Source organism: Paraburkholderia megapolitana (genome assembly GCF_007556815.1).
GTDB lineage: Bacteria > Pseudomonadota > Gammaproteobacteria > Burkholderiales > Burkholderiaceae > Paraburkholderia > Paraburkholderia megapolitana.
On sequence record NZ_CP041745.1, the window covers coordinates 1,066,327 to 1,089,485 of the forward strand.

Consider the following 23,159-nt stretch of genomic DNA (forward strand, 5'->3'; position numbering starts at 1 on the left):
ATTCAGATGGCGAACGGTCCAGTTGTCTATTCTCTATCGGCAATGCTTGGGTATTCGTATTCCAAGACGATTGCGCGCGGTACTTTCTACATCGCATCAAATCAACGCGGCCTTCAGTTTGCTTTTTAGTTTTCCGGGCAGGGCTGCTGCAATTTTGAACGCGATGCGATGACGATAGAATCGTACAACCATGGTCGAAGTCAGCTTTCTCAAGAGAGTCTGCGGCCGGCCGGGTAGAACATTGATCGGATATATATCGCCGAAATACTTTGTCACTTCAGTCAATTCATAGACGTCCATTTCTTCCTGGTTGAGAATTTCCCACGCCGGGCCGATAGCTGGTGCATCGATGAGTTTGTATGCGAGAAGATAATCATCATTATCTTTAACACTGGACACTACATATCCACGGGGATGCAGTCGAACAAAGCGGTCACCCATCTGATTGACAATCAATGAGCCGAATCGAAGGGCGAGACTATCTACGCCAATTGCCTCGAATATAAGGCTGAGTTTATTGACAAAATCTTTTTCCGTTAAGGAATCGCAACCAGCATACAAATCACGCAGCATCTCGTTAGCGATGGCTTTTTCAGGGCATGTCCGACACAAAAAATCATAAGCCTCGTCGAATTCAGCCGAGGTCATTTTTTCTTCTTTCTTGAACCAGCCATATCGAATCTGAGCTACCAGATGAGAATACAGTTCATCGATCTGCCGACGAAGCAATGTGCCTTCCGAACACATTGAGCGCCGCACATCAGCATAGCTGTATGCGTTTCTGTCTATCAGGAACCTAAATTGCCTGATTAACCCAAAGGTCCACGCATAGAATCGATAGGTCTTTGCAAGGCCCGAATATCGTTTCCACTCACTATCGTCACCGGCGTGATATGCCTTACTTTCAATCTGACACAGATAGGATGAGAAATACTGCAGCGTCTCGTCGTGCAGTGTCGCCAACGTCGTCGTCACATGCGAAAAGTGAGGACCGCAATTATCGATGATATCTTTCCATATCGTGCGATCCAGGCGTTTGCGCTCAAAGATCCAGGTGCCCATGCCTGTTGCGATGAAGTTTATCCCGGTACTCATAACGAAACGCTTGTATGGCATCAATCCCTGATTCGCCAACATGTGCGTAGACGGGTGACTATTGGTCTTCCCGTTTTGATCGATCCAGTTTGAATTGAAGTATGCCGCTGGGGCTGTCGGATTTTCTAGCCAGCTTGCCAGTCGTCGCAGCCCTTCAGGGAGGAATATTCTCTTGTCACCGACAAGCCAGATGAAGTCGCCGTGAGCGTATGCGGATGCGGCGTAGGCCGATTCCTCCGCCGTAAGTTCGAAACGCTCGGAGCGCACGATCTTCAACTCCTGGAATCGCCCCCGGATGGTTTCGAGGCGGCTCTCGATGCGAGGATAATCGATTGGGGATAGAGGATCGGGATTCAAAAAAACAACGACCTCTGCACGCGCCAACATTGCGGGTGGCGCGTGGTTGACCAACGAATTCAGGCAGCGAAAGAGATTCTTCTCCTTTCCTGTTGTCGGAACAATCAAAGAAACCAACGGACTTCCCATGCTGCCATCCTCAATCTATGTTTAATTCGACGCTTACCGCGCCCAGCTCACATCCGCGATATCCGTCGAATACGGCTTACCGTTCTCATCAAACTTCGTCATCACAGCCGGGCCGCGGTAACCGTCTTCTTCGACCGAGACATCGATCAGACGACGCGGAGCACCACTGTTCAGACTCGCTTCGAGTTGTTCCAGCGTGTCGCATTTCTCATAAGGCAGACCTGCAAGCTTCGCCAGCAGATCGAATTGCAACTCGTACAGTCCAGACGCCTTGGACGCACCAAATTCCTTATTGAACGCACGCGCTTGCGATTTCATGATCGATTGATAGCCGCGGTTGTTCAGCACGATCACGGTAAGCGGAAGGTCCGGATTTGCCGCAAGCGTGAAGAGCTCCTGCACGTTCAACAGCAACCCACCGTCGCCTTCCAGGCACACCACGGGTTGCTTGAGCCCGGCCACCGCCCCAACTGCAGTCGGCAGCCCCAGGCCCATCGAACCGAGCACATGTCCGGCCCATGCAAAGCTCGCGCCTTCGGTCGGCTTGAAGAACCGCGCAATGCCTTCGATTGCATAGCCGGATGCGGTAGGCACCACATACTTGCCAACACGCGACCGGGACAACACGGTTGAGATTTGATACGTCGTCAGCCTAGGATTGCCGAATGCCGCCAGTTCGTCTTGCTGATCTTGCGCCTGCAACGTTTCGCAATTCGACAGCCACTCTTTGACATTGACCGTCGGTGCGCGAGTCAACAGGGCATCCACGACACCCGCAACGTTCACGTTAAAGAACGTGGTGTTCGTCATTCCCTCGTTCTTCGCGATTTCCTTTTCGTCCAGTTCCACGACGATACGCTTTGCGTTCTTGCCGTAGTTCTGCGGATTGAACGCAGTGGTCAGCAGGTCAAGGCGCGTACCGAGGAAAATCACTGCATCGGCCGACTGCATGATCTTGTTCGAATGCGTCGGTGCAAGGCCGCCAGCACAGCCGAAGTTCAGCTTGTGATCGTGCGCGAGCAGGTCGAAGCTTGCCCACGTGAACAGAGTCGGCACGCCGATCTTCTCAACCAGCTGCTTGATCGACGAACGGGAGATGCCAGCAATACGTAGCGCATTGCCGACCACCAGCACCGGTTGACGCGCGCCCTGCAACGCAGAAATGATGGCCGACACCGCCGCTTCCGGCACGTCGTGATCTTTGTGTACCGCGTCTGCGATCAGTGCGGCAATGTTCGCCAGTCGTGTTTCTGCATCGGGCACGGTCTCGGCTTGAACGTCGAGAGGGATGTCGATGAACACCGGTCCCTTACGACCCGAAACGGCCTGCGCCAGATTGGTCGCCAGCGTCGTGTCGTCGATCTCCGACGGCACGTAGCGGAACGCACACTTCGTGATCGGTTGCATCAGCTCGAGGTGGGGCGTTTCTTGCGCGCCACGGCTGCGTACACCGTGACCGTTGATGTCGGCACGCTTCACCTGACCGGCGAGCACGAACATCGGCACCGAGTCATAGTAGGCGGAAGCCACCGACGTGATGGTGTTCGTCACACCCGGACCCGATGTCACGATGGCCAGACCCGGCGTCACGTAGTCCTTTGCCTTCGCATAGCCGTCAGCCGCGGCGGCTACTGCCTGCTCGTGGTTGCAATAAATCACACGCAGGTCGGGCGCTGCATCGGCTGCGCGATTGATGTGCATCGCCATACCGCCGGTCAGGCAAAACGCGGTATCGGTGCCCAGCTTCTGGATGTTGGCAAGAATAAATTCAGCGACGTTCATGATGGCGTTCTAGTTAAGCTTGGTGAGGAAATCCAGCGCGTGCCAGAATCCGGCACCATGGTCTTTGTGGCCCTGCCACACTTCGGGGATAAAGCTGACTGACGGATAAGCCGAAATCTTCTTCCATGTCTGCGGCCAGTTGACATCGCCGGTGCCGATCACCACACCCTCGCCATTCACGCCGAGCGCGTCAGCGACGTGCAGGTGCACGCTATGGGGCAGCAGCTTCGCCAGGGCGTCCTGGAAGTCCAGGCCGAAATGACTGCAGGTCATCTGCAGGTGCGACAGGTCGGTACACAGGCGCAGGTTCAGTTCCTTGGCCTTTTGAGCCAGCTCATCCGGCATCATAAAGATGTTCTGATGGCGTTGGCCGCCGAAGTGCCACGGGAACGGTGCCATGTTTTGCGGCGTCAGTTCGGTGGAACCGAAATCGATTTTCGCGCATGACTCGACGAAGCGGTCGTACAGTTCGGCGCGATGCGCGAGCGGGAAGGGCGCGTCCATCGAGAATCCGCCCACGTTCGCAACGATCAGCGCCGAATCGGCCGCCGGGAAGAAGCTGCGAATCTGTTCGGTGACTTCAACCACACGTTTGAGGTTGTCGATCGAGCGTTGGCGATAGGCCAGGTCGTCGGCGGTAAGGTCGAGCAACTCGCTGTTTTCGAACAGTTCGGGCGCGTGAACGACTAGGCGCTTGCAGTTGCTTTCCTTCAGGTACTTCGACGGTGTCAGCGACATGTCGCGATACGACAGGTGGAATTCCCAGAGGTCCGGATCGATCATGCTCACATACTGATCGAAGTCGTGATAACGAACCGGCACGCCCCAGTACCCTGGGAACTGATACGTGCGCTTGACCGTCTTCTGCGCAGTCAGATCGCCCTCATACAGGAAGTCGCCGATACGGATATCACGGTGCGCGACTTTGCCCAGCAACTCGGGCAACCGGTAAGGGGCCAACCCCTGGCCTGGGCTCGCCACGCGCAGGCTTTCTTCGGTGAACGTCTCACCGTGCTTGATTGCGCGAGCGGCAATGACGCTCTTGCTCAGATTTTCTCGGTTCAGCAGTTCACCCTGGCTCGCGAGACGTCCTGGGCCGGTCCAGGGCAATGCCTGTTCGACCTGCCGGATGCCATCCACCAGGAACTTGAATTCCGCGGGTTCGAGACTTGCCGCGTGATCGGGGCCTTCCATGCTGCGGTCGAGCGTGATGTGCCGTTCGACGACCTTCGCACCAAGTGCGACGGCCGCGATCGTCACAGCCACACCGCGCTCATGACCGGAATAGCCGATGACGCTGTGAATTTCCTGCAGACGCTTGATATAGCCGAGGTGAATATCGCCTTCCGGTGCGGGATAGGCGCTATTGCAGTGGAGCAGTACAAACGGCACGCCAAGGCTCTTGACGAGTTTCGCGGCTGCCTCGATCTCCGGCTCAAACGACATGCCGGTCGACAGGACCAGCGGCTTGCCCAGGCTGGCTGCCTTACGGATCAGGTAGGGGTTCGTCAGATCGGCCGATGCCAGCTTCAGCGCAGGCACGTCGAACTCCGCCAGAACATCGACGCTCGGCTCGTCCCACGGCGTGCACATGTACGCGATATTCTTCTGCGTGCAGTAGTCGCGCATCTCGCGGTGCTCGTCATTCGTCAGCTCGACCTTGTTCAGAAGGTCTTGAATGTACTCGACGCCGAGATCTTCCGAGCCTTCTTCGCCAGGTGCCGTCCGGTAGAGCGCGGCGCGGTTTCTGAGCTGGAATTTGACGCAATCCGCACCGGCTTCGATCGATGCGTCCACCAGTTTTTTCGCAAGCTCAACGCTGCCGTTATGATTGTTGCCAATCTCAGAGATCACGAACGTACGCGGACCCCCGACAGTGAACTCGCCAATCTTGAATGTCGATTCGTTCATGCTACTTTGGTTCTCCACGATGTAACGCCCTCTTGTTCGAAACGGATGGTGCTCAGCGTGCAGCCGTGCGCCTTGAGCGCTGCGCTGACCGCGGAGCGGAAGCGCGGTTGCACGTAGAACAGGAAGAAACCGCCACCCCCTGCGCCCAGTAATTTTCCGCCTGATGCACCCGCGTCCAGCGCGGCTTTGTAGATTGTATCCAGCGTGTTGCCGCTGATCGCACTAGATAGCCCGTGCTTGATCGTCCACGCTTCATGCAGACTGGTGCCGAAATCGTTGAGGTCGCCACGAATCAGATGCTTGTGCATGCGCCGGCACAAATCCACCATGTCGAGCAGTTGCTGGCTACGATCGACATTGTTATTGAAGTCTTCGCGTTGCTGCTTATGAATCTTGCCTGAGTTGTGCTCGATACCGGTATTGCACAGCACCAGGCACTCTTCCAGTTCGTTGCTGGTCGCCGGCTCGAGGCGCAGCGAATGCACGAGATTGCGCTTGCCGTCGAACTCGATCAGGTTAAACCCGCCAAAGGCCGACGCATACTGATCCTGCCAGCCGCCGGAGATGGCGTAGCAGAGCCGCTCTGCCTGGAACGCCAGTTCGGCAATTTCGTAGGTGCTCCATTTGTCCAGTCGCAACTCGTTGAATGCCGCGACTACGCTTGTTGCCACGGCTGACGAGCCGCCGAGGCCGGAGCCCACCGGGAAGTCGGAGTGCACAAACAGGTCGAAGCCGAAGTCCGGACGGATGACCGAAACTACCGAGGACAGAAGTCCTTTGTCCGGGTTGTCCAGCAGAGCGCGCAGCGACGGATAGTGTTCATGCCGATCGATGTCATGAGAAATGACATTGATCTCGGGACCCGCGGAAGGGATCAATGTTGCGTGTGCATACAACGCGATCGACGCGTTCAGAACGACACCGCCGTTCTTCATGAAGTAATACGTGAGATCGGTTCCGCCGCCGGAGAAGCTGATGCGGACCGGCGCGCGGGCACGCGAGAGCACCGCCACCTCTTTCGCGGGCGGAAAGAAATCCGGGGTCGCGAACTCCACCAGCTTGCCGAGTTCATCAAGCAGAGGCACTGCGTTATAGCCAATGTCGAACAGCTTCAACAGTTCTTCGCGCGAGGTCCCGTGGGGCAGGGCGTGGAACTTGCGGTTCATGCACTCGTGAACCGGGGTCGACGTTTGTCCACCGCCCACCAGGAAGCGTCGGATATCGCCATTGGTCAGGACGCCGACGAGGACGTTCTCGGCGTCGACCACGAGCGCAATTTGCGTCGGCCCACGTTCGATGGCGGCAATCGCGTCGACGACGGGTTGGTCGTGTTTGACAACAAGATCTTTGAAGTGGTCTTTCATTACAGTTTCCGCACACCGTGTTCACGAATGAGTTTCAAGCTGTCTGGCGTGCCAATATCCAGGAACGGTCCCTCGTACACCTGCGCTGTCAGGAGCTTTTGCGCGATCAGTGCAGGGATGATGACCTGTTCCATGGATAACGTCTCGACAGGGAAATCGGACAGATTGCGCGTATGCAAACCGTAGACGCCGGCGCTGATCAGCCCCGGACCGGTCTTGCCTTTCTCGGTGATCGCCTGAACCTGACGGTCCTCGTTGAATTGCACAGCGCCATACCGTTCGCAATCGTCGATCGGGGTCACGACGATCGAAGGCGGCGCAGCCTCTGCAGCGGCGCGATAGGCGGTGGCGTCCAGATAAGTGTCCGCATTCAGCGCGATAAACGGGCCTTCATACCGAAGCTCGGACAGCGCATACAAAATGGCGCCGCCGGTTCCCATCGGGGACGGCTCGCGCACGATGGCAACTTTGCGCGCAGGGTCGGAGGGCAGGTTCGTCACCACCTCTTCGACCTGTTCGGACTGGTAATGGGTACAAAAAACGAGGTCATGAATGCCGGCCATGGCGAGCTGTTCGATGACAAAGGAAAGGAACGGGCGCCCGTCGATATCGGCTACCGCCTTCTGCGATGCGCCAATCACGCTACGCAGGCGAGTGCCTAGTCCTCCACACAGTATCAGCGCTTTCATGAGTTTTTCGAAGACCAAAGAGCAGTGTTGAGAATCGCCTGCGGTAATGCGGTCCAGACGTCGAGGCCGAGTTCGCTGCGCGCTTCGTCGATCGACGGAATGTATCGGTTGCCGGCGCCTGGACTGTTGCTGGCACCCTCGACAATTACTGTCTTGGCGGGCGCCAGCGTGGCAATCACCTGGCGCGCCAGCTCGGCGATCGTGACTTCATGATCGGAGCCCACGTTGTAGATGCCGCGATTGCGCCCGTTCAACAGCAGATGGTTTAGCCAGACCGCGAGATCGGCTGCGTAGAGATACGACCTGACGCCTTTGCCATCGCCGCGAATCACGATTTGATCCTGCGTCAGCGCGTCGCGAATGAAGTTGCCGATCGCAAAATGTCCGTCGAGAGGCAGACCCGCACCGACAAATGCGAAGCATCGGGCAATCACGACTTCACATGCGTTCTCATGCGCATGGATTGCACCGAGCAGCTCCATCACGCGCTTGCCTTCGCCATACGCACTGCCGACTTCCATCGTCGAAGGCGCATTTCTTGACGACTCGAGCAACCGCGGTGTGTCGACGGACTGCCCGCCATACGCGCCACCCGAACTTACCAGCAGCACGCGCTTTGCCCCGCACGCTTTAGCGCATGCAAGGATGCGCTCGGTGCCGCGCACGATCGAGTTCAGCAGGAGAGCCGGCGACCTGCCTGCAGCCGCCGACGTGTCGGTCGCTGCATGGATGACGTAATCGACGGATTGCTCGGGAAAAACGAAGTCCTGGATGTCGCCGACGATCCACTGCAACCATTCGGCGTCCGCGACCCACGGATGTTTGCGCTTGAAGCTCTGCGGGTCGCGGGAGATGGCCAGCACACGGAACTGCATGTTGCGGGTCTTTCTCAGCCATTCGAATAGCGCAAGGATCCACGCACCAAAAAAACCGGTCGCACCAGAGACGAGGATTGTCTTGCCGTCGATGTCGTGGCAATCGATATGCGCCGTCAGTCTTGCGAAGTCGGAACTTGCAATCTCAAAAAACGGGCGCTGCGATGCCTGCATCTCATTGGGCGACGTCATACTCAGAATCCGATGCCGAGATAATTTTCGATCTTCGTTGCAACGTACTCGAGGTGCTCGCTCGTCAATCCTGGGTAAATGCCGAGCCAGAAAGTTTGATTCATGACGATGTCGCTGTTGGTCAGATCGCCAACCACGCGATAATTCCGGCCGAGCATGTAAGGCTGACGCGTCAGGTTGCCCGCAAACAGAAGGCGGGTGCCGACCTTGTTCTGGTCGAGGTAAGTCAGCAACTCGAGGCGGCTAACAGGAGCATTGTCCTTCAGCGTGATCGGGAAACCGAACCAGGACGGATCGGAGTTCGGCGTGGCATGCGGCAGCAGCAGGAATTCTTCGCAGCTTGCGAGGCGCGCCTTCAGGAAATCGAAGTTGGCGCGGCGCTTTGCGATGAAGTCGTCGATCCGGTCGAGCTGTGAAAGCGCACACGCGGCCTGCATGTCGGTGATCTTCAGGTTGTAGCCGAGATGCGAATACGTGTATTTGTGGTCGTATCCTTCCGGCAGATTCCCGAGCTTCCAGCAGAAGCGCTTGTTACACGTGTTGTCCTTGCCCGGGGCGCAATAGCAGTCGCGGCCCCAGTCGCGGAACGATTCCGCGATCATCTTCAGATCGGGGTCGTTCATGAACACTGCGCCGCCTTCGCCCATCGTAATGTGGTGCGCAGGGTAGAAGCTCAGTGTGCCGATGTCGCCGAATGTGCCGACCTTCTGCCCGTTGTACGTCGCGCCGAGCGCATCGCAGCAGTCTTCGATTAGCCACAGGTTGTGCCGCGTGCAGATGTCCTTGATCACGCCGAGGTTGTACGGATTACCCAGCGTATGGGCCAGCATGATGGCCTTGGTCTTGCTGGAAAGCGCAGCCTCGATCTTCGATGCATCGATGTTGTAGGTGCCGAGTTCGACGTCGACGAAGACCGGCACGGCGCCGAACTGCAGAATCGGATTGACCGTAGTCGGGAATCCCGCTGCTACGCCGATCACTTCGTCGCCCGGCAGAATGGCGCGCTCGCCGAGCTTCGGCGATGTCAGCGTGCTGAATGCAACCAGATTGGCAGAGGAGCCCGAATTAACGGTGATCAGATGATTGACGCCGAGATATTGGGCAAGGCGTTTTTCGAACTCGTCGTTAAAGCGCCCGGTTGTCAGCCAGCCGTCAAGCGACGCCTCCACCATGTTGCGCAGTTCCGGTGCGCCAATCACCTTGCCCGACGGCGGAATGGTCGTCTGGCCCGCTACGAAAGGTTTGTCTGCGTAGGCAAGCGCAGCATATTCGTCAACCAGTGCCGCGATCTTTCGGCGCAGTTCGGCTTGTGCCTGTTTGCCGGAGTCGATGATTTCGATAGCCATAATGGGAGGACCTTGTAGGAATCTTGATTACTTGTTCGCTGCGCGTTGTTGCGCCGCGACTGAATAGTGTTGAATTTGCGCGAGGCAGACTTGCTGCATGTTTTCGCCGCCGGTCTTCGCGCGATGCCATGCAACCGTTGCCTCAACCGCCGTGGGCAAATTCCAGCTCGGAACCCAGCCCAGGTATTGTTTGGCTTTAGAGCAATCTAGCTTCAGGAAGTTGGCTTCGTGGGGTTGTTCTGCGCCATCCTGTTGCCAGCGAGCCGACTCGCCCCATTGCTCGATGACGAGCTCGACGACTTCTCGCACGCTGCGCGCGTCGGTATCGTTGGGGCCGAAGTTCCAGCCGCCGTTGAAGGCAGTACCCTGTTGTGCGAGGGCCTGCGCCAATACCAGATAGCCCGATACGGGTTCCAGTGCGTGCTGCCACGGGCGCACGGCACCGGGGTTGCGGATCATCAACGGCACGCCTTTCTGGAATGCAGCAATGGCATCCGGAACCAGTCGGTCTGCAGACCAGTCGCCTCCGCCAATCACATTGCCTGCTCTTCCAGACGCGATGGCTACACCGTGGTCTGCATAACGTGCGGCCGGAAAGAACGATTCGCGGTAAGCGGCCGTCACCAGCTCCGCGCAGCCCTTGCTATTGCTGTACGGATCATGTCCGCCCATCGGCTCGTTTTCGCGGTAGCCCCAGGGCCACTCGTTGTTCTGATAGCACTTGTCGGAGGTCACCATGACGGCGGCACGCACCGAGTCGCACTGCCGGATCGCGTCGAGTACATGGACGGTGCCCATGACATTGGTCGCGTACGTTTCAACCGGCTCTGCATACGAATAGCGCACGAGAGCCTGCGCTGCCATATGAATTACGACATCGGGACGGAACTTGACCATTGCGGCCGTCAGTTTCTCCCGGTCGCAAACATCGCCGAAGTGATTTTGCTCAAGCGTAGCGAGCACACCAGCTGTGTCGAAAAGACTCGGCTGCGTGTTGGGCTGCAGCGCATAGCCGGCCACTTTGGCACCCATGGACGCCAGCCACAGCGACATCCAGCCACCCTTGAAACCGGTATGGCCGGTCAGGAACACGCGTTTGCCTTGCCAGAACGCCGGATCAACGACCATCGTCACTCCCACGTTTTCCACGGTGCGTTGCCCGACGTCCACAACTCTTCGAGGTGGTTTTTGTCGCGCAGTGTGTCCATGGGCTGCCAGAAGCCGGGATGAAAGTAGGCCTGCAGTTGATCGCTTTTCGCGAGGGCTTCGAGCGGTTGCCGCTCCCAGAGCGTTTCGTCCGCTTCGATGAGATCGATAGCGGACGGCTGCAGTACAAAGAACCCGCCGTTGATCCAGCCACCGTCGCCGGTCGGCTTTTCGACGAATGAGCGCACTTGTGTGCCGTTCAGTTCAAGCGCTCCGAACCGGCCCGGAGGCTGAACGGCAGTCATCGTCGCCTGCTTGCCATGCGCGCGATGGAAGGCGAGCAGATCAGTGATGTTGACGGAGCCAACGCCATCGCCGTACGTCATGCAAAAATCGCCGTCGATATAATCGCGTACACGGCGAAGACGGCCGCCAGTCTGCGTTGTCTCGCCGGTGTCGACGAGCGTCACGCGCCACGGTTCGGCCTTTTTCTGATGGACTTCCAGGGAGTTTTTTGCCAGGTCGATCGTTACGTCGGACATGTGCAAGAAATAGTTGGCGAAGTATTCCTTGATCAGATACCCTTTGTAGCCGCAACAAACAATAAAATCAGTCAAGCCATGTGCGGCATAGATCTTCATGATGTGCCACAAGATCGGCTTGCCGCCGACTTCGACCATTGGCTTCGGTCGGACAGACGTTTCTTCCGAAATTCGGGTCCCGAGACCCCCTGCAAGCAGTACAACTTTCATCTAGGCTCAGCTCCTCGGAAATAATGATTTGGGGCAGTCCCGCAGTGACCGGTCACGCTAACAAGCGATGCACATCGCCAAAATAAAAGTGGTCACGATCGGCGCGACGATAGTGGTTTCAAAAACCGGGCACCCTGTGATAAAGCCGTATCAGAAGATGCCTGATTGTACGATTAGAGTTCTGGGCCTCAAAGGAACGTTAGATATCGTTGCAAATGACCGAGGAAGTTACAGGTTATCGAGGCGGCGAAGCCCTTGAGTTCAGGGGTAAGGCCTGACGACGGCGACATGCGCACTGGTTCGGGTTGCACCGTCCAATATTGACGCACACGCGCGATGATTGACATCGGGGAGGGCATCCCGACCGATGAGCGTCCTGCTGCATAGGGCTGAAAACGCTGCGGCCAAGATTCGCAAATATTGTAAATTGTGTAACTGAGCTAACCAAAACGTGCGCTGGCAATGCACGTGCTAACCCGAGATCATACCGCAGAGGCAAGCAGGGGTGAAGCGTTTCCGGGCAAGAGAGGGATGCCCCGATCGTTTCCGGTCAGGGCGCCGAGCCTGAAGCGCGTCAGGACGGTTTGTGGGCTTGCGGACAACGCCCGCAAGCCGGCGCATGAAAGTCAGTGCGCTGCTTCTACGGGAAACATCGCCAGTTCAACCGCTTCGCACACACTGTGTGCCAGCAGGATATGCAACTCCTGGATCGTGCTCGTGCGGCTGCCGGGAGCAACCAATGCGTAGTCCGCGAGCGTTGCGGCTTCGCCGCCACCAAAGCCCGTAAAGACGATCGACTTCACTCCAGCCTGTTTGCACACCTGCAACGCAGACAGGATGTTCTTCGATTTTCCGGATGTCGTGATGCCCAGAAACACGTCATTGGGCTTCAACTTCGCGATCAATTGTCTGGAAAATACGTGTTCGTACCCGTAGTCATTACCGATGGCGGTAAGAATGGACGTATCTGTTGTCAGGGATTCTGCCGGGAGGGGATTTCTGTCCCGCGCGAGCCTACTGACGAATTCCGCGGCGAGGTGTTGGGAGTCTGCAGCGGAGCCACCGTTGCCAGCGATATAAAGTCGACCACCTGCCTTGTAGCAGTCGATTACATGCGATGCCGCTTTCGAAAAGGTTTCGAGTAAGCGCGCGTCGTTGAGCAGCGCTTCTTTCGCGCGGATGGATTGGGCTGTATTGGTTTGTAGAATATCTACGGGGCTGGAGGGGCTTGTCATAGCATTAGTCATTGGTTGATTGCGCGGTTGTCGTTAGAAAATGTGCGGTGGCTCTCGGATCAGAGTGGGTCAAAGCGCAAAAACTTGCGCCCGCATAGGGTCTGTTGCGGCACCGGAGGCTTTGACGCGGAGAGTGGGTCTGTTGTGTTTCGCCGTCTTCCAGGGCGCCCACTGACCGCATGCACAATTAGTGGCGGGGCATATCGTGCCACTCCGGGCGGCGTAATGTGGGCCGTGCTCGCCAATATTGCGTGATTGTACGACCTGGGTGGCTCGTCGCATAGATGAGCCGTTGTATCGAATCGTTAGCGGCTGGGCAAGACTGGTGCCTCATATCAATCAGGTTGAGCCACCTCGACACGCGATCGAACGCTAGTCTCTCAGGCCTCTATGTTCGATTATCGCCCGCCAGTGAAAACTGCTTTTAACGCCCGCAGCGGCGCTGTCAAGCGCCAGCTGGTCGACGCGTGCAGCGCGAGGACGCTGCCTTGTAGTTCATCGATTCTTCCGTTGCGAGCGCGGAGTTGCTCGTCCTTGTCATGAAGCTGTCCGTTCAGGGCGGACAGTTGTTCGTCGATGGCGTGCAGTCTTTCCTCCTTGTCACGCAACGCCGTCTCGAGGGTATCGATACGGGCCTGTGCATTCGCAAATGGGGTCTCTTTGAGGGGCGTCGTATTGACCGCTTCTTCGCTGGATTCCCCTGCTGCACTGATCGCCGGCGCCGGAAAACGATAGACGAGATGCGGGTAGGCTTGTTCCGCATGCAATCCTGTCGCCTGAATCATTCCTTCGACCGCTTCCAGCGCACCGAGACATGTTGCTTGCAGGGGATCGTCGAATGCGAGGTAGCCACCGGAGGCATGCATCTTCGGCCGCACAACCTCAGTCGCAAACTTTACTGCAGAGTAGATATCGCAATCGATATGCGCGAGAGTGACGGCGTCGATCTTTTCGAGCAGCGCCGGCGCTGTCTGCTCGAACAAGCCCTGGACAGGGATCAGATTGACCAATTGATTCTCTTGCGCAAATGTACGTAGCGCGTCAAGTGAGCTGTCCTTGAAGTCTCCCGCCATATGCAGGTCGCGTGCGGTATCCGTTTCAGGCATTCCCTCAAAGGTATCGAGCGCATAGACCTTGGCCTTCGTCTCGAGCCGACGCGCGATATTCGCCATGAAGATCGCCGAGCCACCCTTGTAGCTCCCGAATTCGACGATGTCGCCCTCGATACCGGCCAGGCCATACTTCAGGATCAGAAACAGATTCATGAGCTTGTGCTCGTCGACCACGGTCCAGCCCCGCGCCAACTCCATGCTCTCTTTGTAGATGGGATCCTGCGCGATCGCGGGCGCAATCCCCTCGGGTGACTGAAGTCCCCACGATCGCACGTAGCCGGCCGTCACATTCCTGCCGGCGACAACACTGTTCGATGTGTTGATGTGAAGTTGACGGAGCGCGTGCTCGAGATCGGGCCCGTGAGTTTGATTTCTGAGGAGCGAGATTCCTGCGAGATGGAGATTCGTCATCCCTGCCAGTCTGGAAGTTGGTTCAAAAGGACTGCTCGGCACATGCCCAGATGTTCCGGCAGACGAGTAAGCAGCCGATGAATTCGACAAACGCGTTCGTGAATACTAACACCATGACCGACAGACGTCCGGGTCGATGACCGGCGTCATACAGCATTGACAAAACGCTAAAACCTCAAGGCCGATTCTGTGAGCTTGAAGGTTCTTTTCGATCGATTCGAGAGCAATTTCACGTAAGCGACAGCTTGATCACCACGGAAACAAGATGAACTGGTATTGATTCGAAGATCTCGACAACAGCGAAAATTCCCCCTCAGCTTGAGCCTGATTGTCTAAAACAGATTACCCATCGGGTTCCTTACGATTTGCCGCCATTGTGGAGTGTCTTTCACTATGCAGTGTCGCTAATCGTCTTACTCGCAGTAGAATCGGATGCCCGGATGGTCCGGTACACAAAGGAGAGTTCCGAGATGGGAAAATTCGTTGGAAGCCAGGCTGTAAATATCGCAGTCGATATTGTTAGAGATGCTTTAAGAAGCGATGCTATCAAGCTGCTTGGTCCCATCAACAAGGACGAAGCAGAAGCGTGCGCAAAAGCCGATGCGAAATACCTGGCGACGCTACTCAACGAGGTTCATGAGCAAATAACCAATCCCCGTCCCCAAGGTTGAAGTTGTCGTCGCCGGTGGCCTTTTGAAACGAGCAATGCGCTCGAAAGGGACTTATATTTCGTCGTCGGTTGCAGCGGTTTCTGCTCACCGACGGTGGAGGTTGAAAGACGACGTTCGTCAATTAAGGTACTTGTCCCGCAGATTGTCATACGGAGAGGCTTTGCGCCTGGCATGCATCGCCCTCGTTCCGGACGGTCCTCAAGGTCGACTGATCAACAAAGACAGGCGGTGTCGCGCAAAATGCATCCCGCGCTTCAGCTCCCCATTCCATATCCTTCCCGTAAGAACGGCGCCCCATCCCCACAGAATTGCAAGCGGTTTGGGCCAGGCGATAATCGGTGCGCAGAAAAACAGAAACGCCGCCCGATGGCCGAACTGTGTCTTGAAGCGTCGCAGCGTCGCAGGCGCGTTTCCGCCGCCGGACAGGCGTTGCCTTAGCAGGTTGAACGGGTAATAGCTGATCAGCATCTTGTTGCCCAGCCGATTGACTGCCTCGGGTTGCAATCCCGCTGGCTCATACGACTTCAGGATGTCGAAAAATTTTTCGACAAAAATCTCGGAAAAATCATAACCACCGGAGTTGGCCCGTTTGCACGCAAGGATGTAGTCAAGGACGTACGCGTTCAGACCTGCTCTAAGCGCTGGCAGGATGACAAGGTGTACCTGAACCAGATTGCTTCCGCAAAACACTCGCGCATCGATCTCGCGTTGCAGGTCCTTGTTGATAATGCAGGCGGATATGAATGTGACGAGCGAGCCGACTTCATACAGAAAGTCCGAGATGTCGGTGAAATCACGCCTGCCGCTGGTTCCGGTCGGTCGCTCCTTGACGAAATCGTGTTCGTATCCATACGCCTTCAAACAAACGACGCCGTAGTCGTTGCTTCGTAGCAGATCAACGACTTGTCGAAGTTTCCCGGGAAGATAAAGATCGTCATCGCCCAGAATCTGCACGTAGCGTCCCTGGGCGACATTGAAGCATTGCGCGATATTGGCATCGGACCCGATGTTTTGCTCATTGCGTATCGAGCGGATGTTCAACCCTTGTTGACGGATCGCTTCTACGGTTGCCGCGGTGTGATCGGAGGAACAGTTGTCGGAAACAACGATCTCCACTGAACCATCATCAAGCAGATCGAGGTCCGGCAGGAACTGGCGCAAACACAGTTCAACATACGCGGCGCGGTTGAACGTAGGGATAGCGATCGTAAGAAGGGGGCGAGTCGAGGCGCGAGTTTCCATGCTGTCTATCGGCCAGGTAGACGAAGATATGCAATGGCGTCGAGCGGAGACGCCACCTTGATCGCCGGCTGGTAGTTCGACTCATCGCCCATATAAAGCAACGTAGCCACTCCGGCTGCGCGTCCTGCATCCATGTCGGTCTTCTTGTCGCCAAGAAAGACAGACTCGCCAAAGTCTATTTCATAGTCGCGCGCGGCCTGCAGCAGCATGCCCGGAGCGGGTTTGCGGCAAGCACATTCCTGACGATACTTACCGTCCCCATGTTCCGGGTGATGCGGGCAAAAGTAGACTCGTTCTATCGGTCCACCTGCCTCGGCGAACTTTTGAGTCACCCAGTTCATCAAGGTCCAGAAATCTTCCTCGGTGTAGTAGCCCCGGCCGATGCCCGCCTGGTTCGTTACGATAAACGTCTTGTATTCCCGACGCATCGCTTCGGTTACCAGTTCGAATATTCCGGGGATGAACTCGAATTGATCCTGCCGATGCGTGTATCCGGAATCGACGTTGACCACGCCGTCCCGGTCAAGGAATAAAGCTCGCTGTTTCATAGGGCATCTCTCTTCACTCTTATCACGCGTGCCAGACCGCATCCTTCACGCGCTAGTCCAGTCGGGCATTACTCCGACGGCCCGACAGTCTAGCAGGTTGCCTTGTTGCTATCCGCGACTGCCGGCCACCGGGGGCGCCCACACCCGGTTCGGGCGAGGCCCTCGTTGCGAGAATCTTCGTATGCACCCAATGGGCTAAAATACGCACGCTTACGGAGGGTCGGATGTTGTTTCCCCACGTAACAAAAGGAAAAGCTGGTTGTCCGACTCGCCTGTTTTGAGGAGACTGATGTCTCCGCCAGCGCGTCGTCGAAAAACACAAGTGTCGCGACCCAGGCACGCTGCCTCGTTTACATGAATATTAGTGCGCTGATTTCCGAAGTCGAGGGTCTGTCCGTGTCTGTGGTCGTATATCGACCGGACCCGGCGCAGTTGGCGCAAACGCTGGATAGTCTCGCGCTCGCATGCGACGCCCTGAGGGTGGCGAAACCCGGTGTTCCGATCGGCGTCTATATTGTCGATAACGGTGGCCTGCCGGACGATACCCCTTCGCTCGATGAGTTACGTGCCCACCAGTTGACATGCACGGTCATTGCGGGGCACGGCAACGTCGGTTACGGGCGCGGGCACAACCTGGCGATCGACCGCACCGCCAGCCGCTATCACCTCGTGCTGAATCCCGACATCGACCTTGAGCGCGATTCGCTCGTGCAGGCGATGGCGTTCCTCGACGAGCACCCGGAGGTGGGTCTGCTCACGCCGAGAATCGGCGATCACGAGGGCAGCATTCAGTACCTGTGCCGACGGTATCCGACGGTGCTCGACCTTTTTATCCGCGGTTTTTTGCCCGGCAGCGTGCGCAGGTTTTTCTCACGGCGACTGGCGCGCTACGAAATGCGTGACCTCATTAACGAACGCGACATCGTTTGGGATCCGCCGATTGTCAGCGGCTGTTTTATGCTGTTTCGAACGAGCGTGTTGAAAAAACTTGCTGGTTTTGATCCACGTTATTTTCTGTACTTTGAAGATTACGATTTGAGTTTGCGCACCCACGACGTGGCGCGTGTCGCGTATCTGCCCGCCGTTCGCGTGCAGCATCACGGTGGAGGCGCAGCGCGCAAAGGTTCGTCGCATATCAGGATGTTCGCGGCATCAGCGGTCAAGTTCTTTAACCGTTTCGGTTGGAAGCTCCTATGACACATGTCCTGGTGAGCGGCGCAAACGGCTTCGTCGGGCAAGTGTTGACGCGCGCGCTGGTTGACGCAGGTTGCAGCGTGACCGGGCTGGTCCGTCGCGCCGCCAGCTGTGCGGACGGCGTAGCGGAATGGGTTCACGGCGGCAAGGATTTCGCCGGCCTGGCCGATGTGTGGCCTCAGGGGTTGAGGCCGGACTGTGTCGTGCATCTTGCGGCCCGCGTTCATGTCATGCATGACGATGCCCTCGATCCCGACGCCGCGTTCCGCGCGACCAATGTCGAAGGTACATTGCGACTCGCGGCCGCGGCGCGGCAAAACGGCGCGCGACGCTTTGTGTTCGTCAGCAGCATTAAGGCGGTGGCTGAATCGGATGGCGGACGTCCGCTTCGCGAGGACGACGACGTGCGCGCCGAAGACGCTTACGGGCGATCGAAGCGGGAAGCCGAGCAGGCGCTGATCCGCTATGGCGACGAGACGGGGCTCGACGTTGTGATCGTGCGCCCGCCGCTGGTGTATGGCCCGCAGGTACGCGCGAATTTCCTGCGTCTGATGGACGGTATCTGGCGTGGCATGCCTTTGCCGCTGGGTACGGTGAGAGCGAGGCGCAGTCTCGTCTACGTGGGCAATCTCGCGGATGCACTTGTGTGCTGCGCCACAGACCCTCGGGCGGCTCACCAGTGTTTTCATGTTGCCGATAGCGACGATTCGACAGTAGCGGAACTCGCGCGCATGCTCGGCAGGCATTTGCAAAAGCCGGCGCGTCTGTTCCCCGTGCCAGTGGGCCTGCTTCAACTGGCGGGCCGACTGACCGGTCGTTTGCCGCAGATCGATCGTTTGATCGGAAGTTTGCAGGTTGATACGACACGGATTCGCACGGTTCTTGGCTGGCAGCCACGCTATTCAACCGACGACGGGCTCGCTGCAACAGCTCGCTGGTACCGCTCGACACATTGAGACCGTTCATGGCCACACAAGCTTTTATGGCGATCTCTCCTCAGCTCAGCGCAATACTTGCCGCGCTTGGTGCGGCATGCGTATGTGCCCTGATCCTGTCCATGCTGCTCAAGACCGGCCTGGCATGGCGTCTCGCCACCGACATTCCGAACGACCGTTCGCTGCATGCTCGCCCCACGCCGCGAGTGGGTGGCTGGGGGATCGTCCCGGTATCTGTGCTGGCAATATTGATCGCGGCGCCCAGCCTGTGGTTCGCGGCGGCCGCAACGGCTTTCCTCGCAGCGATATCGCAGATCGACGATCGCCGCGGGCTCCCTGCTCGGGTCAGGTTCGCCGCGCACCTGATCGCAGTAGTGGGACTCGTTGTCCTCTACCCAGCAGCGGTCTCGTGGTGGATGCTCGCCGCCTTGTCATTTTTAATGCTCTGGCTAGTCAATCTTTACAACTTCATGGACGGCGCAGACGGACTTGCCGGCGGCATGACACTATTCGGCTTCTCCGGATATGCCGCTGCAGCGTTGATCAGCGCCCATCCGCTACCCGAACTGGCGCTGGCATCGGCGGCGGTAGCAGGAGCGGCAATCGGCTTCCTGCTGTTCAACTTCCACCCCGCACGTATCTTCCTGGGCGACGCAGGGTCCATCTCCACAGGCTTCCTGGCTGGCGCATTCGGTTACTGGGGCTGGCTTCACGGCGTCTGGCCGATCTGGTTCCCGGTACTGGTGTTCTCGCCATTTATTACGGACGCTTCAATCACCCTTACAAGACGTTTGTTGCGCGGTAAGAAATTTTGGCAAGCGCACCGGGAGCACTACTATCAACGTATGGTGCGCTCCGGCATTGGTCACGCCGGCACCGCTTGTGTTTGGTATCTCGTGATGGTTGTTGGCATAATGCTTGCTGTTTATGCACTCGACCGACCTTCGATTGTCCAGTGGAGTCTCGTTGCCACATGGATCGTTGCTTTGTGTTTGATGGGCGCGGCAGTCGATTTCCGCTGGCGTCGTTTCCAGTCAACACAGTCCGAACACTCTGAGGTATGACGCTGATGTTTAGATCCAGAGCCTCATGGCTGTCTTTCAGCGCTTTCCTTTTCGATGTCTGTGCGGTCGCCGCAGCGTGGCTGGTCGCCTACGTCATCCGCTTCAACGGCGTCATCCCGATCGAATTTCGAATGGGGGCGGTGCACTCGTTGCTGTGGGTGCTGCCTGTGTATGCGGTGATGTTCCATATCTACGGCCTTTACCGCGGCATGTGGGTGTTCGCAAGTTTGCCGGACCTGATGCGGATTTCCAAAGCAGTCGTGTCGGGTGCGTTGATCGCGATGGTCGTTCTGGTGATGGTTCAGCCACATCCGATCGTTCCTCGCTCAGTACTGGTCGTCTCCCCCTTGCTGCTGTTTCTGGCAATGGGCGGCTCTCGCGCCCTCTACCGCGCGACCAAAGAGTTCTATCTATACGGTGGCCTCGTCGCGCAAGGCAAACCCGTCATCGTTCTGGGCGCAGGCCGTGCCGGCGCAAGCCTCGCTCGCGAACTGTCGCGCTCGAGCGAATGGCGCCTCGTCGGTCTACTGGACGATGACGTAGCCAAGCACGGCCGCGAAATCTACGGCTACAAGGTTTTAGGGCCCATCAGCGACCTTCCGCAACTCGCGGAGTCGATGAAAACCGAGTACGCGATCATCGCGATCCCCTCTGCAACCGTCGAAGCACAGCGACGCGTAGCCACGCTGTGCGTCCGTGCGGGTGTCCGCGCGATGGTGCTGCCTGCATTGACGACGTTGACACAGGGCCAGGCGTTCCTCTCGCGTGTACGACACATTGACCTTGAAGATTTGCTGGGCCGCGATCCGGTGAAGATCGACACACCGCACGTCGAGGCACTGCTGCGAAACAGGGTGGTAATGGTCACCGGGGCCGGCGGTTCGATCGGCTCGGAGCTGTGCCGCCAGATCCTGCGTTTCGAACCTGCGCAGCTCATCGCCTACGATCTATCCGAATACGCGATGTACAAGCTCACCGAGGAATTGCACGAGCGCTACCAGGGCGTGTCGGTGATCCCGGTCATTGGCGATGCCAAAGATTCGCTGCTGCTCGACCAGGTGCTGTCGCGCCACACCCCGCATATCGTGTTTCATGCAGCGGCCTACAAGCACGTTCCGTTGATGGAAGAGCAGAACGCGTGGCAAGCGGTACGCAACAACGTACTTGGTACCTACCGTGTGGCACGTGCTGCGATTCGCCATGACGTCCGACACTTCGTACTGATTTCGACGGATAAGGCAGTCAACCCGACGAACGTGATGGGCGCGAGCAAACGCCTCGCCGAAATGGCCTGCCAGGCGCTGCAGCAAAGTAGCCAGCGCACGCAGTTCGAGACAGTGCGCTTTGGAAACGTGCTGGGAAGCGCGGGTAGTGTGATTCCGAAGTTCCAGCAGCAGATCGCGAAGGGCGGCCCGGTTACTGTCACGCACCCTGAGATCACGCGGTTCTTCATGACCATTCCCGAAGCCTCGCAACTGGTGTTGCAGGCATCGAGCATGGGGCACGGCGGTGAGATCTTCATCCTCGATATGGGGCAACCGGTCAAGATCGTCGACCTGGCTCGGGACCTGATCAAGCTGTACGGATTTAGCGAAGAGCAGATCCGGATCGTGTTTACCGGACTCCGCCCCGGAGAGAAGCTATACGAAGAGCTACTCGCCGACGATGAAACGACAACTCGCACACCTCATCCCAAACTGCGAATCGCGCAGGCACGGGAAGTAGCGGACAACCTGCTGGACGAATTGCTGCCGTGGTTGATGCAGCACCGCGTGCTGACCGTCGACGAGGTTCGTCGCGACCTACGGCGCTGGGTGCCGGAGTATCAACCGACGCTCGCACCGCCGCTCCAGAGCATCACGCCAGTGACGGGGATTCGCGCGTTGAAGTAACGAGTAGGCCCCGCTCACAGCGATAAACAAAAAGGCGCTCACGCGCCTTTTTCGTTGCTACCCCCGCTTTTTTCGCACCACCAACCACCTTGGCACCCGAAACCGCACAATACTCACGTAAAGCCAGACATACGTAAAAGCGAACACCACCACAAAGGCGAACAGATGCACCGTATGCCGCCAGAACAACGTCGCTGGAATCACAGCCACGAGACACAGTAGCCAAAGATAAGGCGAGGTAAGCGAATTCCGCTGCGTCAACTCCCGCGCTGTCCGCACGCCCACCGCCCAGCGCATCAGCCGCTTATAAACGAGCATATGCAGGTGCACACCATCGGGTATCCCCGGTGAAATCCCCCGAATAAATTTCTTCCGGTAGATCGAGAAACACGTCTCGAAGATCGGGTACATGAACAGCAGTACCGGGTACCACGCGGACACGTCGCGATTGCGCATCACCAGCATGATCGACAGTTCGGCCAGCATGAACCCGATGAAATAAGCGCCGCCGTCGCCAAGAAAGATCAGCCCGGCCGGAAAATTCCAGATGAAGAAGCCCATCACCGCGCCCATCATGATCAGCGACGCGGACAGCACGATCGGGTCCGATACCTGAAACGCGACATACGCAAGCGACGCGAACATCATGAACGCGACCATCGAGGCGAGCCCGTTGAAGCCGTCGATGATGTTGATCGCGTTAGCCAGCGCCGCGACCGCCAGCACGGTGATCGCGCCGGAAATTACCGCATACGTGAGCAGGAAATCGAGCGGTGGCACGCTGATTCGCGTCACGGCGATATGCAGCAGGAAGTAGGCAAGCGCCGCTGCCACCATCGTGCAGACGAGCCGCATGAGCGGCGAGACGCGCTTGGTCAGGTCTTCGACGAGGCCTGATGCGAACGCCGGCATGCCGCACGCCACCAGGCCGAGTATCCCCGCCGAAACAGCTGGATACGTGTGATGCAGCTGCACCGCCGAGACAATCAACCCAATCAGGATGCCGGTCCCGCCGATACGCGGCACGGGTCGCACGTGGAATTTTTGCACGCCGGCCAGATCGGTGTCGGTCGAAAATTTTTCGTGCAGATGCGCATAACGCACGATCAGCAGCGTGACCAGCAGCGAAACGATAAATCCGAGCGCAAAACTAAGCATGAATGTGGCCGGCCAGTACGCAAACGCCAGATTATACAAACGAATCCCGACAAGTCCCC

Annotated in this window: 19 protein-coding genes; 5 read left to right on the forward strand and 14 right to left on the reverse strand. The window is 57.6% G+C overall.

All coding sequences use genetic code 11. From position 1 onward, the window contains the following. Positions 1 to 96 precede the first annotated feature (96 nt). The 11 genes from FNZ07_RS18170 to FNZ07_RS18220 all read right to left on the reverse strand — a co-directional run bounded on the left by FNZ07_RS18170 (position 97) and on the right by FNZ07_RS18220 (position 14,396). Positions 97 to 1,581, reverse strand: a complete 1,485-nt coding sequence (locus FNZ07_RS18170) for a hypothetical protein (protein ID WP_143098044.1) — start codon at positions 1,579 to 1,581, stop codon at positions 97 to 99. Positions 1,582 to 1,614: 33 nt separating this feature from the next. Continuing rightward, on the reverse strand, positions 1,615 to 3,363 hold the full coding sequence (locus tag FNZ07_RS18175) for a thiamine pyrophosphate-binding protein (RefSeq protein ID WP_091010685.1): 1,749 nt from the start codon (positions 3,361 to 3,363) through the stop codon (positions 1,615 to 1,617). A gap of 9 nt (positions 3,364 to 3,372) precedes the next feature. After that, positions 3,373 to 5,274, reverse strand: coding sequence for an N-acetylneuraminate synthase family protein (locus FNZ07_RS18180; protein ID WP_091010686.1), 1,902 nt, complete (start codon positions 5,272 to 5,274; stop codon positions 3,373 to 3,375). Next, positions 5,271 to 6,638, reverse strand: coding sequence for a GHMP family kinase ATP-binding protein (locus FNZ07_RS18185; RefSeq protein WP_091010689.1), 1,368 nt, complete (start codon positions 6,636 to 6,638; stop codon positions 5,271 to 5,273). The genes FNZ07_RS18180 and FNZ07_RS18185 overlap by 4 nt, the downstream gene beginning before the upstream one ends. After that, a complete protein-coding gene (locus tag FNZ07_RS18190; protein WP_091010693.1) occupies positions 6,638 to 7,327 on the reverse strand; it encodes a sugar phosphate nucleotidyltransferase in 690 nt (229 codons plus the stop codon). The genes FNZ07_RS18185 and FNZ07_RS18190 overlap by 1 nt, the downstream gene beginning before the upstream one ends. Then, positions 7,324 to 8,394 carry an NAD-dependent epimerase/dehydratase family protein gene (locus FNZ07_RS18195; protein WP_091010695.1) on the reverse strand — a complete coding sequence of 357 codons (1,071 nt, stop codon included), beginning with the start codon at positions 8,392 to 8,394 and terminating at the stop codon, positions 7,324 to 7,326. Before FNZ07_RS18195 ends, FNZ07_RS18190 begins: the two co-directional genes overlap by 4 nt. Positions 8,395 to 8,396: 2 nt before the next feature. Then, complete coding sequence (rfbH, locus tag FNZ07_RS18200; protein ID WP_091010697.1) at positions 8,397 to 9,740, reverse strand: lipopolysaccharide biosynthesis protein RfbH; 1,344 nt, start codon at positions 9,738 to 9,740, stop codon at positions 8,397 to 8,399. A gap of 27 nt (positions 9,741 to 9,767) precedes the next feature. Beyond that, the gene (gene rfbG, locus FNZ07_RS18205; protein WP_170275788.1) at positions 9,768 to 10,868 is read right to left on the reverse strand and encodes a CDP-glucose 4,6-dehydratase; all 1,101 of its coding nucleotides are present in this window, start codon (positions 10,866 to 10,868) and stop codon (positions 9,768 to 9,770) included. A gap of 2 nt (positions 10,869 to 10,870) precedes the next feature. Next, positions 10,871 to 11,638, reverse strand: coding sequence for a glucose-1-phosphate cytidylyltransferase (rfbF, locus tag FNZ07_RS18210; protein ID WP_091010699.1), 768 nt, complete (start codon positions 11,636 to 11,638; stop codon positions 10,871 to 10,873). 626 nt (positions 11,639 to 12,264) lie between these two features. Continuing rightward, the gene (locus tag FNZ07_RS18215) at positions 12,265 to 12,873 is read right to left on the reverse strand and encodes a D-sedoheptulose-7-phosphate isomerase (protein ID WP_177228263.1); all 609 of its coding nucleotides are present in this window, start codon (positions 12,871 to 12,873) and stop codon (positions 12,265 to 12,267) included. Positions 12,874 to 13,271: 398 nt separating this feature from the next. Then, positions 13,272 to 14,396 (reverse strand): TylF/MycF/NovP-related O-methyltransferase, encoded by a 1,125-nt coding sequence (locus FNZ07_RS18220; RefSeq protein ID WP_091010703.1) that lies wholly within the window; start codon positions 14,394 to 14,396, stop codon positions 13,272 to 13,274. A 470-nt stretch (positions 14,397 to 14,866) separates the two neighbouring features. On the opposite strand from FNZ07_RS18220, the gene FNZ07_RS18225 reads away from it, so the two are divergent. Next, a complete protein-coding gene (locus FNZ07_RS18225; RefSeq protein WP_143098045.1) occupies positions 14,867 to 15,067 on the forward strand; it encodes a hypothetical protein in 201 nt (66 codons plus the stop codon). A gap of 198 nt (positions 15,068 to 15,265) precedes the next feature. Here the strand turns inward: FNZ07_RS18225 and FNZ07_RS18230 are convergent, their stop codons facing one another. Then, positions 15,266 to 16,309, reverse strand: a complete 1,044-nt coding sequence (locus tag FNZ07_RS18230) for a glycosyltransferase family 2 protein (protein WP_091010709.1) — start codon at positions 16,307 to 16,309, stop codon at positions 15,266 to 15,268. A gap of 5 nt (positions 16,310 to 16,314) precedes the next feature. Next, the gene (locus FNZ07_RS18235; RefSeq protein WP_091010711.1) at positions 16,315 to 16,857 is read right to left on the reverse strand and encodes a D-glycero-alpha-D-manno-heptose-1,7-bisphosphate 7-phosphatase; all 543 of its coding nucleotides are present in this window, start codon (positions 16,855 to 16,857) and stop codon (positions 16,315 to 16,317) included. 354 nt (positions 16,858 to 17,211) lie between these two features. Between FNZ07_RS18235 and FNZ07_RS18240 the strand changes: the two genes are divergently transcribed. Genes FNZ07_RS18240 through FNZ07_RS18255 form a run of 4 tightly spaced genes read left to right on the forward strand, consistent with a single transcriptional unit; the run spans position 17,212 to position 21,942 of the window. Continuing rightward, positions 17,212 to 18,054: a glycosyltransferase family 2 protein gene (locus FNZ07_RS18240; protein ID WP_091010713.1), complete on the forward strand. Its 843-nt coding sequence runs from the start codon at positions 17,212 to 17,214 to the stop codon at positions 18,052 to 18,054. Continuing rightward, positions 18,051 to 19,007 (forward strand): UDP-glucose 4-epimerase family protein, encoded by a 957-nt coding sequence (locus tag FNZ07_RS18245; protein ID WP_091010715.1) that lies wholly within the window; start codon positions 18,051 to 18,053, stop codon positions 19,005 to 19,007. Before FNZ07_RS18240 ends, FNZ07_RS18245 begins: the two co-directional genes overlap by 4 nt. Positions 19,008 to 19,033: 26 nt before the next feature. Further along, positions 19,034 to 20,050 (forward strand): MraY family glycosyltransferase, encoded by a 1,017-nt coding sequence (locus FNZ07_RS18250; RefSeq protein WP_177228265.1) that lies wholly within the window; start codon positions 19,034 to 19,036, stop codon positions 20,048 to 20,050. 5 nt (positions 20,051 to 20,055) lie between these two features. Further along, positions 20,056 to 21,942, forward strand: a complete 1,887-nt coding sequence (locus FNZ07_RS18255; RefSeq protein WP_091010935.1) for a polysaccharide biosynthesis protein — start codon at positions 20,056 to 20,058, stop codon at positions 21,940 to 21,942. A gap of 57 nt (positions 21,943 to 21,999) precedes the next feature. Here FNZ07_RS18255 and FNZ07_RS18260 read toward each other — a convergent pair whose 3' ends face one another. After that, positions 22,000 to 23,100 carry an MraY family glycosyltransferase gene (locus tag FNZ07_RS18260; RefSeq protein ID WP_091010936.1) on the reverse strand — a complete coding sequence of 367 codons (1,101 nt, stop codon included), beginning with the start codon at positions 23,098 to 23,100 and terminating at the stop codon, positions 22,000 to 22,002. Between the last annotated feature and the right edge of the window lie 59 nt (positions 23,101 to 23,159).